Origin of the sequence: Brevibacterium sp. 50QC2O2, from assembly GCF_024580675.1 — a bacterium.
In the GTDB taxonomy this organism is placed as follows: Bacteria; Actinomycetota; Actinomycetes; order Actinomycetales; family Brevibacteriaceae; genus Brevibacterium; species Brevibacterium moorei.
The window spans coordinates 1-12,151 of record NZ_JANIJZ010000015.1; the positions used below are offsets into that span (position 1 = coordinate 1).

Below are 12,151 nucleotides of genomic sequence, written 5' to 3' on the forward strand. Positions count from 1 at the left end.
GGTGAGTGAACTACTCACCCGCCGCGGCCCCGGCCTTTGTCATCCCCGGACTTTCTCATTCTCCGTTCCCGCGCGGCATCCTGTGCTGCGGCCCGATAGGGTGGAGCCATGATGAGATTCAAACCACAGAGTGTTCGCGATCAGATCTCCTCCATCATGGCCGGCATGGGCGCCGACGATGCGACGCGGGAGATCTGCACGACCATCATGTACGACACCGATCTGATGGGCGTCGATTCCCACGGCATCTCGATGCTGTCCTACTATGTCCACGAGGTCCAGGCCGGCGTGCTGGTGCCCGATGTGGCCCCCGAAGTCGTCCGGGAGACCGGCGCAGTCGCGCTGATCGACAGCCACCGCGGGTTCGGTCACACCGCCGGGCACCTGGCGATGAGCAAGGCGATCGAAGCGGCGCAGAAGTTCGGTGTCGGCATCGGTTCGGTCAAACAGTCCAACCACTACGGTGCGGCGGGCTACTATGCGCGGATGGCGGCGGACGCGGGCCTGATCGGCGTATCCATGTGCTCCACGGCCAATGCCCTGCAGATTCCGCACCGGGCCAAACGGCCCCTGATGGGCACCAACCCGATCGCCTTCGCCGTTCCGGTGCCGGGCGAGAACCCGCTGCTGCTGGACATGGCGACCTCGGTGGTGCCGCTGAACAAGGTGAAGGTCTACGGCCTCAAGGGCGAGGAGCTGCCGGCGGCCTGGGTGCAGTCGGAGGACGGTCGGGTCATCACGGACTCGACGGCGGCCTATGAGCAGATGGAGTACTCCGACAACGACTCGATCGGGCTGCTGCCGCTGGGCGGGGAGACCTTCTTCGGCGGCGGGCAGAAGGGCTCGGGTCTGGCGACGATGGTCCAGGTGCTCTCCGCCGCGCTGTCCGGCTCCGACCAGCCGGGCAATGTCGAGGGCTACCAGTCGATCGGCTACTTCTTCCTGGCGATCGACCCCGATCTGGTGGGTTCGCGCGAGGAGACCTACGAGTACGTCCGCACCCTGCGCAATACGATCCGGGGGATGGAACCGGTCGACCCGGACCTGCCGGTGCAGGCGATGGGCGATCGGGACTTCGACACCCGTGCAGAACGCAGCGAGTTGGGCATTCCGCTGGCGGACAAACTCGTCGAGCAGCTGCGCGGCCTGGCCACTGAGCTGGACGCCGAGTTCACGCTGGAGGAGCAGGCCTGACCATGCCGGGGTCCAGGGAGGTGCGCGCGCCCGCGGGGGATACCGTTGGGCCCGCAGGCTGCGTGGTGCCGCCGGGTCGGATGTCGGACCACGCTGCGCCGGACCACGCGGTGCCGCCGGGTCGGATGTCGGCGCGCCGTGCGGCCGAGCTGACCCGCTCCCGAGAGCCCGTGCGCTCCTCTGTCGGATGGCCGCCGATCGTGGTGTTCGTCGTGGCGGCCTGCGGCCTGGCCTGGCTCGTCGCCCTGCCCCTGTGGATCGGCGACGGGCTCCGCAGTCCCCTGGCGGGGGTGTTGATCCCGCTGATGATGTACGCCCCCGTCGCGGCGGTCCTGGTGGTGTTCGCGGTGTTCCGCCGTGGCTTCCACGGTAAGCGCCTGGCCCGCATCCGCTTCCTGGGGATGTGGCCGCTGGGCTCGCTGCGCACCGGCAGCTGGCGCAGGTTCGTGGTGTGCTGCCTGGCCGCCGTCCTGGGCCCGGGAACCCTCGTGGCGGGTTCGGTGCTGGTGGCGGCCGCCTGCGGCTGGCTGCAGCTGGATCCGCTCGGGCTCTCGGGCTACCGCGAAACCCTGGTCGGGCAGCTGCCGGCGAATACCATCCCGGCCGAGGCGATGGATTCGGTCGTGTGGACCGGTGTGCTCTCCCAGCTGCTCATCATTCCGGCGGCCGGCGCCACCGTCAACGCGGTGCTGACCCTGGGAGAGGAGCTGGGTTGGCGCGGTTTCCTGCTGCCGGCCCTGCGTGGGCGCTGGGGCCAGGGCGCTGCCGGAACCTGGGCGGCGCTCCTGGTCACCGGTGCGGTTTGGGGCCTGTGGCATGCGCCGGTGATCCTGCTGGGCTATAACTTCGGCCGTACCGACGTCACCGGTGTGCTGTTGATGGTCGTCGGCTGTATGGCCTGGGGAGTGCTGTTCGGCTGGCTGCGCCTGCGTTCGCGCTCCGTGTGGCCGGCGGTCTTCGCCCACGGCACCCTGAACGCCGCGGCCGGCCTGTACATGCTGTTCTCCGCCGCCGGCGCGCAGTCCGACCCCGCGCTGGTCTCGCCCCTGGGCGCCGCCGGCTGGATCGTGTGTGCCGTGGTGATCCTGGTCCTTGTGGCGGCCGGCCAGTTCGGCCGCGTCCGGCTGGAGAGGTAACCGGGTGACCAAGGTCACCGGGAAGGTGACCGGTACCCGCTTGCGGGCCGAGGCCTCGGCCCCGTATGCTTAATGAGGCCCAAGACCGCTGGTCTTCGGGGAATCGCCGTGAGGCGGGGCCCCGGAAGAAGATCTCGAATGAGTGACCTGCGCAGGTGTATAGGACTTTCTACGTGAAGACGTAAGCGTTCCGTGCATGTGCGCGGAGCGCTTTTTTGGTGTTGAGGGCGCATCCAATCGATGAAAGGAATACCATGGCGAGGCCTGACAAGGCAGCAGCTATTGCGGAAATCAAGGAGCTCTTCGCGGGTTCCTCCGCAGCCGTGCTGACCGAGTACCGCGGTCTCACCGTCGCGCAGATGAAAGAGCTGCGCGTCTCTCTGGGTGGGAACGCAACCTACGCCGTGGTAAAGAATACGCTTGCCAAGATTGCGGCCAAGGAAGCCGGAGTCGAAGGCCTGGACGATCAGCTCAATGGGCCGACCGCCATCGCCTTCGTGACCGGTGAAGTTCCGGACGCTGCCAAGGCACTGCGTGACTTTGCCAAGGCGAATCAGCAGCTCGTGATCAAGGGTGGTAGCTTCGACGGCTCCACGCTCACGGCTGATGACATCACGAAGCTCGCCGACCTCGAATCCCGCGAAGTTCTGCTGTCCAAAGCTGCCGGTGCCGTCAAGGCCACCTACGCCAAGGTCGCCCGCGTTGCCCAGGCACCGCTGGTCAAGAACGTTCGCACGATCGACGCCCTGCGCGAAAAGCGCGAGGGTGCCGAGGCCGCCTGAGTTTCACCCAATCACCCCGGTCGCATCTGCGGCCACATACGGAAGGACTAAGCCACCATGGCTAAGCTCACCCCCGAAGAGCTCATTGAGGCTTTCAAGGAACTGACCCTCATCGAACTGAGCGACTTCGTCAAGAAGTTCGAAGAAGAGTTCGACGTTGAGGCTGCTGCTCCGGCCGCCGCCGTCGTCGCCGCTGCTCCCGGCGCTGCCGGTGAAGCCGCCGAGGAAAAGACCGAATTCGACGTCGTCCTCGAATCCGCCGGCGAGAAGAAGGTCGGTGTCATCAAGGAGGTCCGCGCCCTGACCTCGCTGGGTCTGAAGGAAGCCAAGGAGCTCGTTGACTCCGCTCCCAAGGCCGTCCTGGAAGGCGTTGACAAGGCCGCTGCTGACGCTGCCAAGGAAAAGCTGGAAGGCGCCGGCGCCACCGTCACCCTGAAGTGATGACGTCCGGTCGCATCGCGGGGAGCTCTGCTCCCGCGGTCTGACCGGTTGGTTGCTCCGTTCGACCCCCGATCGTATTCACGATCGGGGGTCGAACTGTTTCTGTGGGCTCCACTGTGGGGTTCCGCCGGGTGGGGGAAACTCCATGGGGTGGGGAAGGCCCTTCGGGTGGGGGAGGGCCCGCCGAGTGGGGGCGGCTGTCAGCGGATGCGCACGAGTCCCACTGGCGCTGCACTCTGCCCGGTGGCGGACGAACCCGCGGAGTTGCGGGCCGGCACGACCGCGGTGTGGTCTGCGGCCAGGCCGGCAACATCGGCGGCCTGGGCCTGCACGAAGCGCCGGTCCACGGGATTCCCGTGGCCGGGTAGATATGCCGTGACCCCTTCGAACAGGAGGATCCGGCGCAGGGCCTGGGCCCAACGGGCGGGAGTCGCGTCATCGCCGAACTGCGGGGGCTGGCCCTCTTCGACCAGATCACCGGTGAAGACGACGTCGTCGACGCGCAGGACCAGGTCGCTCTCGGTGTGTCCGGCCAATTCGAGTGTCTCGACCACCGTGCCGCCGCCCAGGTCGATGGAATCCTGGGCAGCCAGTTCGGTCGCAGGTACGATGAGGTTTCCGGGATCCGACGGTAGATCGGGTTCCGCGCTCAGTGGGACATTCTCGAATTGCACCCAGGCGCTGGCCTGGCTTTCGCGTAGGAAACCGGCAGCGCCGTAGAAGGTGTCGATTCCCCAGGCCTTGCATGTGGCATTGCCGAAGAAATGGTCCCAGTGGTCGTGGGTATTGACCACGCACAGGGGCAGACCCGTCACTGTCCGGAACGCGCGCAGGATTCCAGTAGCCTGGGCCGGACCGGAGCCGGTGTCGATGACGAGGGCGCGCTCCTCACCCACCACCAGATAGGAGTTGAGGGCGACGGGGTCGGAGGTGAAACTGTAGATCTCTGCCACCCCTCCAGCCTAATCGCCCCGGTTCCGATCCGCCCGTTCGTCCGGTTCCCCTGCCCGTCCCCGCGGTGGTGCGCCGCCCGGCTGTGGGGGTAGCGGGGGGCGTTGGGGCACTGGGCCGTGCGAGGTCGTCGGGCGCGGTGTGGCCGCGGGCCCAGGACGGGCGGGCGACCGCGGATCCGGTTGGGGAGCCGGACCCGGTCCGGGAACGGGATACCGCGGCGCACCCTGCTGTGGCGGCGCCTGCCGTGGTGGCGCCGGCCGCTGCGGGGCCAGAGGGCCGGGCGGTGGCATCCGCAGCGGTGGCGCAGGGGCGTAGTGGGGTGTCGGGGTCGGCCGTGCAGGACGCCCCGGTGGTGCGGGGGTGCCGAAGCCCGCGCCGCCGCGCTGCCGCGGTGCCTGAGAACCGCCGCGGATCAGCAACCAGATGACCACGCCGATGAGGACGAGCGCCAGCACGATGAGTGCCAGCCAGACCAGATCGCGCAGGAACCAGACGACCGCGGCCACCGAAGCCACCAGACCCCACCACAGTGCCCATGGTTTGGTCCGCATGGCGCCCAGGATCAACAGGGCGACATGGTCGACGAGGAACAGGACGGCATACCAGCCGCCCACCAGCAGTCCGGCGGCCACACCGAACAGGGTGAGCAGAGCCATCGGCAGGACCAGCCGGATCTCGATATAAGCGGCCTCGTCGCCTCGGCGCCGCGCGAGGAATGCCCAGACCCAGGCAGCGATGAGCAGGACGTGAGCACCGACCACCGCCTGCGTCGCCACGATGCCATGGGCCGCAATGGCCAGGCCCATGGCCCCGACGTAGGTTGCCAGCTCCGGCACCACCAGCCGGACCACACGGTTGCGGACGCGGGCGGTCAGCAATGCCAGCATGAGTGCTGGAATCGCCATCGACACGCCGGTGAGCAGCTGGCTCGGCGAATGCAGCCAGGGGACCGTCGTATCGAGGAACGGAGTGGCCAGGATCGCCAGTAGGGTCGCCGCGAAGGCACAGGACAGAGGAGTGATCCACCGGCTACCGCGGCGCTGCAGAACCCAATAGCAGGCATACGCCAGTGCCCAGGTGAACCAGGCCGCCGCGATGACCAGGAGCACGCCGTCGTCGATCACAGTGCGCAGCACGACCTGGGCCAGCAGGAACGTGCAGACCGTGGTGATGACGAACGAGTACTGCCAGCGGGTGAAGGCCAGCCAGGTCGCGGCGGCGCCGACCAGGACGAGGGACGGCACGGTCAGGGGGAGCGCTCCCGAACTCCAGACGGGGATCGTCTGGCAGAACACGAGGAGCGCCAGCGCCGCGGTGAACACCAGGCTGACCACGGACATCCCGGGTGCCCCAGCGGGCCGTGGTGGGCGGGACCGGATGAACCAGGATTGGACGAACCGGGTCTGGACGAACAACAGACAGCCCTGCCCGACCAGGACAAGTGCGGTGACCAGGCCGACAACTCCGGTCGACCATGGTTCGTCCCGCATTCCACCGAAGGTGGGCACGAACAGGAACGCAAGGGCGTAGAGCCCCTGGGCGACGACCGCGGTGCGGGCCTCGGAGGTTTTGGACCGGCGCAGCAGGGCGAGGTGGAACAGCGCAAGCCCGCCACCGGTCAGCATCATCCCCGCGATGAACACGCTGTGCCCGGCCGCCGTCGCCCAGGCCCGCGATACGTCCATTTCGTCGATTCCCGCGTACAGGCAGAGTGCTGCGGCGGTGAGCACGGGGACGCCGGCCAGCGTCAGGCAGGCGTTGCGCAGCGGGTAGCTCAGGGCCAACAGGCCCAGGAACAGGACGACGAGGACGGCGGAACCGACCAGGCGCGCATCGAGTCCGACCAGAGCGGGCAAGGGGAGCATCAGCCAGAAGGCGTTCCATGGGGTCACCAGGGCCGAAGCGGCTTGTTGCCGCGGGCGTGTCCGCGACCTGCGTCCGCCTCGGTCCGAACCGCCGAGTAACCAGGCGAGCAGAATGTCGACGGCGCAGACGGCGCACAGTCCGCAGGCCAGTGCGAGCAGGCCGAGCTGCTCGGAATCCGTGTACGCCCCGGCCTCCTCGGCACCGGCCAGGTGGGCCGCCAGGGTCAGGGCGGTGAGCGCCCCGGCGGTCGCTGCCAGGCAGCTAGCCACGGGCAGATCCCTGCGCCAGGCCAGGAGGAACAGCAGCGCGGTCGCGGCGGCATCGCCGGCGATGATGCCGGTCGCGATGTGGGGAGCCTCGCCGGTGGCGGGGGTCCAGCCGCCGACCAGCTGTGCGACGGCCAAGACGGCAATGCCCGGGCCGAAGAGCACGGGGAACGGTTTCGACCGGCTCAGCAGCGCGCCGAGCCAGAATCCGCAGGCCAGAACGGTGCCAGTCAGACAGGCGGCGCCGGCCGCGGTCAGTCCCTGGTCACCGCTGCCCGCAGGGGTCAGCACCAGCGCCGCGGCCGCCGCCATCAGGGCTCCGCTGAGCAGCACGAGTGCCAGGGCCAACCGCGCTCGCCCGCCCAGGCACCAGGCCGCGACCAGATAGTGCAGTCCCACGGTGCTCAGCAGAATGGTCCAGCGCCAGAGTGTCATATCGAAGGGCACGACAAGTGCCATCAGCAGAGCGAACGGCGCGAGGAACTGGCCCAGTACGAGGTGCGGCAGGATGAAGCGGCGGGGGAGCCGAGGCGTTAGGAGTCGGGCGGCCACCGCGAAGGCCGTGCCGATCGCGACCACGGCACACAGGTACCAGAAAACGGAGTCCGTGCCGGTCAGCGACACCGCCGAGAGCACCAAGGAGACGCTGAACAGGGCCGCGAACCAGGTGACCAGGGCCGAGCGCAGCAGGTAGGCGGCCAACACATAGCAGGCCAGACCCGCCAGGGACGAGATGAACCAGGCGATACGGCCGGCGACCAGGTCCATTCCGCCCAGCAGAGCACCTGCGATCGGTACCAGGACCAGGCCCAGGCCGGTCAGTGCGATGCCAACCGGGTGCAGCCTGCGGGTTCGGGTGTAGAGCACGAGCCCCAGGACATAGGACAGGAGGGCGACGAACCATATGCACGAGGCCCCCACGAGCGCGCTGTCGGCGATGCTCGCGAAGATCAGGGCCGAGGTGATGACGAAGACGCAGGCCAAGCCCAGCAGGAGGTTCGGATACAGTACCGAGCGAGTCACCCGGGCGGGGTACGGGGATCCGGGAGGGCCGGAGGGGTGAACGGGGTGGTACCCACCGGAGCCCGGCGCCTGGGGGAGAGGCACAGCCGGCCCATACGGCCCGTAGGGACGGGCCACCTGGAGGGCACTGGGGCCGGCCGGCGGTCCGGTGGGCCGGGGCGGGGGCGTCGGCCCCGAACCCGGCCGGGCGCCGATCGGGACTCCCGGGCCGGGGCGGGGTCCGGGCGGGAGCGGCCCATAGGGCGGCACGGCGCTCGCCCGACCACCGGCCGGGGCGGTCCCTCCCCGGCGGTGCGGCCCAGCGGGCAAGGGTCCGCGCGGCGCGCCGGTGCGCATGGCGGTGAGGACAGGGGTGATCGCGGCCATGAGTGCGAGGAGACAGATCGACAGCAGTGTCAGGCCGATCGCGAAGACGAAGGCGTCGCTGGTGTTCAAGGCCGGTCCTCCCGGGGAATCGGGCGGACACTCCTGGACGGGTGTCCGATTAGCTCCACCGTACCGGTCCCTACCCGGAGTACACCCGAAATCCCCGCAATCCACAGAAATCGGTACGCACGGTCGGGTGCGGGTTCAGTATCCACAGGTGACGGACCGCCAGTCGCTCGCGGTTATGGCTGTGCGGAACCCTCGGCAGTGTGTCAGGAGGAACGGCGAAAAGGCGAAACCCTACCACAGATCCAGGCGGATTGCTCGTGAAGGCCTTGCAATAGTTGACGGCACCCTGTATATTTGACATTTGCGTTGCTGTCGTTCGTGGTGCCTTCATATAGCGGTGGGCCCCATACCGCATGGTTTGGGCTGTCGGGTCTTCATCGACCCCTCTTCCGGACCGTGTCGACCGGTCCAGCCACATGCACTGTAGCACTTGTCGGTGCTCGGGTTCACGTGGACGGTTCGCCCGGTTGTATCGATGGCAACGACGGCAGAGACAACCACGTGGAAGGATCCAATGGCCGCCGCCAACGTACACACCAGGACCGCTAATCCGCCCAAGCGCATCTCCTTCGCCAAGATCGAAGAGGCGCTTGAAGTCCCCAACCTGCTGGGCCTCCAGACTGACAGCTTCGACTGGCTGATCGGTAACGAGCGCTGGCAGGACCGGGTCGCAGAAGCGATCGAGAACGACGATGATTCGGTCGCGACGACGTCCGGGTTGGAAGACATCTTCGAAGAGATCTCCCCGATCGAGGACTTCTCCGGCTCCATGTCGCTGTCGTTCCGCGAACACCGCTTCGAAACGCCCAAGTACTCGATCGACGATTGCAAGGAGCGTGACATCACCTATTCGGCGCCGCTCTACGTGACCGCCGAATTCATGAACAACAACACCGGTGAAATCAAGTCGCAGACCGTTTTCATGGGCGACTTCCCCCTGATGACCGATCAGGGCACCTTCGTCATCAACGGAACCGAGCGCGTCGTTGTCTCGCAGCTCGTCCGTTCGCCCGGCGCCTACTTCGAGAAGGCCGCCGACAAGACCAGCGACAAGGACATCTACTCCGCGAAGATCATCCCCAGCCGCGGTGCGTGGCTGGAATTCGAGATCGACAAGCGCGACCAGGTGGGTGTGCGCCTGGACCGCAAGCGCAAGCAGTCGGTCACCGTGCTGCTCAAGGCCCTGGGGTGGACCGAATCGAAGATCCTCGAAGAATTCGGCGACTTCGAATCGATCCGCGAAACGCTGGCCAAGGACACCGTCCAGACGCGGGAAGAGGCCCTGCTGGACATCTACCGCAAGCTGCGCCCGGCGGAGCCCGCCACGGTGGAGGCCGCGGAGAACCTGCTGCGCAACCTGTACTTCAACCACAAGCGCTACGATCTGGCCAAGGTCGGCCGCTACAAGGTCAACCGCAAGCTGGGCATCGACGCTCCGCTGAGCGAATCGGTGCTCAGCGTCGACGACATCGTCGCGACCATCCGCTACATCGTCAGCCTGCACGCGGGCGTCGAGACGATGCCGGGGAACCGCGATGGGGAGCCGATCGAACTGCGTGTGGCGCTCGACGACATCGACCACTTCGGCAACCGCCGCATCCGCGCTGTGGGCGAACTGATCGAGAACCAGGTCCGGACCGGCCTGTCGCGCATGGAGCGCGTCGTGCGCGAACGCATGACGACCCAGGACGTCGAGGCGATCACGCCGCAGACCCTGATCAACATCCGGCCCGTCGTGGCCGCGATCAAGGAGTTCTTCGGCACCAGCCAGCTGTCGCAGTTCATGGACCAGAACAACCCGCTGGCCGGGCTGACGCACAAGCGCCGCCTGTCCGCGCTGGGCCCCGGCGGTCTGTCCCGCGACCGCGCCGGCATGGAGGTCCGTGACGTCCACCCGTCGCACTACGGCCGTATGTGCCCGATCGAATCGCCTGAGGGCCCGAACATCGGTCTGATCGGTTCGCTGGCCTCGTTCGCCCGCATCAACCCCTTCGGCTTCATCGAGACCCCGTACCGCAAGGTGGTCGACGGTGTCGTCACCGACAACACCGAATACCTGACGGCCGATGACGAACTCGAGTTCAACATCGCCCAGGCCAATGCCCCGCTGAACGATGACAGCCGCTTCACGGAGTCCACCGTGCTGGCCCGCCCCAAGGGCGGCGGCGGTGAGGCCGAACTGATCCCGGCTGCGGAGATCGACTACATGGACGTCTCCCCGCGCCAGATGGTGTCGGTGGGTACCGCCCTGATTCCGTTCCTGGAACACGACGACGCCAACCGCGCTCTGATGGGTGCGAACATGCAGCGCCAGGCCGTGCCGCTGGTGATGAGCCAGGCCCCGTACGTGGGTACCGGCATGGAATACCGCGCCGCGGTGGATGCCGGCGACGTCATCGTCGCCAAGAAGGCCGGTGTCGTGACCGAGGTCGCCGCCGACTACGTCAGCGTGATGAACGACGACGGCACCACCTCCCTGTACAAGGCCGAGAAGTTCCGCCGTTCGAACCACGGCACCTCGTACAACCAGCGGATCACCGTCGACGAGGGCGACCGCGTCGAGGTCGGCGCGGTGCTGGGCGACGGCCCTGCCACCGACGGCGGTGAAATGGCGCTGGGCAAGAACCTGCTCGTCGCTGTCATGTCGTGGGAGGGCTACAACTACGAGGACGCTATCATCCTGAGCCAGCGCATGGTGCAGGACGACGTGCTGTCCTCGATCCACATCGAAGAACACGAAGTGGACGCCCGCGACACCAAGCTGGGCGCGGAGGAGATCACCCGGGACATCCCGAACATCTCCCCGGACGCTCTGGCGGACCTGGACGAGCGGGGCATCATCCGCATTGGCGCCGAGGTCACCGACGGCGACATCCTGGTCGGCAAGGTCACCCCGAAGGGCGAAACCGAGCTGACCCCGGAGGAGCGCCTGCTGCGCGCCATCTTCGGCGAGAAGTCCCGCGAAGTCCGTGACACCTCGCTCAAGGTGCCGCACGGCCAGTACGGCACCGTCATCGCCGTCAAGGTCTTCGACCGCGACGACGACGATGAGCTGTCCCCCGGCGTGAACCAGATGGTCCGCGTCTACATCGCCCAGCGCCGTAAGATCACGGTGGGCGACAAGATGGCCGGTCGTCACGGCAACAAGGGTGTCATCTCGAACATCCTGCCGATCGAGGACATGCCGTTCATGGCCGACGGCACCCCGGTGGACGTCATCCTGAATCCGCACGGCATGCCGCGTCGTATGAACATCGGCCAGGTCATGGAGATCCACCTGGGGTGGATCGCCAGCCAGGGCTGGAAGATCGAGGGCAACCCCGACTGGGCCAAGGAACTGCTGGAGCGCGACTTCGATCGCGATGCGGCGCCCGGCACCAATGTCGCGACCCCCGTGTTCGACGGCGCCCACTGGGAAGAACTGTCGAACATGCTCGACGTGGTCAACCCGGATCGCGACGGCAACCGGATGATCGATTCGACCGGTCGCACCCGGCTGTTCGACGGCCGTTCCGGCGAACCGTTCCCGTACCCCATCTCCGTGGGCTACATGTACATGCTGAAGCTGCACCACCTGGTCGACGACAAGATCCACGCGCGTTCGACCGGCCCGTACTCGATGATCACGCAGCAGCCGCTGGGTGGTAAGGCGCAGTTCGGCGGCCAGCGCTTCGGCGAAATGGAAGTGTGGGCCCTCGAGGCCTACGGTGCGGCGTACACGCTGCAGGAGCTCCTGACGATCAAGTCCGATGACATTCCCGGTCGTGTGAAGGTCTACGAGGCGATCGTCAAGGGCGAAAACCTGCCGGATCCGGGCATTCCGGAATCCTTCAAGGTGCTCATCAAGGAAATGCAGTCGCTGTGCCTGGACGTGGAGGTGCTGTCCGCGGACGGCATGTCCGTCGAGATGCGCGACTCCGACGACGAGGTCTTCCGTGCGGCAGAGGAGCTGGGCATCAACCTGTCCCGCCCCGAGGCCAACACGGTCGAAGAAGTCTGATTCAAAGAAGTCTGAACACTACGAGGGAATTCCGGCGCGGTGCGAACCGCGTCA

Annotated in this window: 7 protein-coding genes; 5 read left to right on the top strand and 2 right to left on the bottom strand. The window is 67.1% G+C overall.

The genetic code is table 11. The annotated features are described in order from the left end of the window. Positions 1-108 precede the first annotated feature (108 nt). The 4 genes from NQ038_RS12010 (at position 109) to rplL (ending at position 3,553) form a co-directional block, all read left to right on the top strand. Entirely contained in the window at positions 109-1,194 is a 1,086-nt protein-coding gene (locus tag NQ038_RS12010; RefSeq protein WP_257059512.1) for an Ldh family oxidoreductase, read from the top strand. Positions 1,195-1,196: 2 nt separating this feature from the next. Next, on the top strand, positions 1,197-2,330 hold the full coding sequence (locus NQ038_RS12015; RefSeq protein ID WP_257062663.1) for a CPBP family intramembrane glutamic endopeptidase: 1,134 nt from the start codon (positions 1,197-1,199) through the stop codon (positions 2,328-2,330). 254 nt (positions 2,331-2,584) lie between these two features. Then, the gene (gene rplJ, locus NQ038_RS12020; RefSeq protein WP_257048527.1) at positions 2,585-3,112 is read left to right on the top strand and encodes a 50S ribosomal protein L10; all 528 of its coding nucleotides are present in this window, start codon (positions 2,585-2,587) and stop codon (positions 3,110-3,112) included. A 57-nt stretch (positions 3,113-3,169) separates the two neighbouring features. After that, entirely contained in the window at positions 3,170-3,553 is a 384-nt protein-coding gene (gene rplL / locus NQ038_RS12025) for a 50S ribosomal protein L7/L12 (protein WP_257048528.1), read from the top strand. A 200-nt stretch (positions 3,554-3,753) separates the two neighbouring features. On the opposite strand, the gene NQ038_RS12030 is transcribed toward rplL, so the two are convergent. Next, positions 3,754-4,506: an MBL fold metallo-hydrolase gene (locus tag NQ038_RS12030; protein WP_257062664.1), complete on the bottom strand. Its 753-nt coding sequence runs from the start codon at positions 4,504-4,506 to the stop codon at positions 3,754-3,756. A gap of 9 nt (positions 4,507-4,515) precedes the next feature. Further along, on the bottom strand, positions 4,516-7,662 hold the full coding sequence (locus tag NQ038_RS12035; protein ID WP_257062665.1) for a hypothetical protein: 3,147 nt from the start codon (positions 7,660-7,662) through the stop codon (positions 4,516-4,518). A 949-nt stretch (positions 7,663-8,611) separates the two neighbouring features. On the opposite strand from NQ038_RS12035, the gene rpoB reads away from it, so the two are divergent. Then, positions 8,612-12,097: a DNA-directed RNA polymerase subunit beta gene (gene rpoB / locus NQ038_RS12040; protein WP_257062666.1), complete on the top strand. Its 3,486-nt coding sequence runs from the start codon at positions 8,612-8,614 to the stop codon at positions 12,095-12,097. The last annotated feature ends 54 nt before the right edge of the window (positions 12,098-12,151 follow it).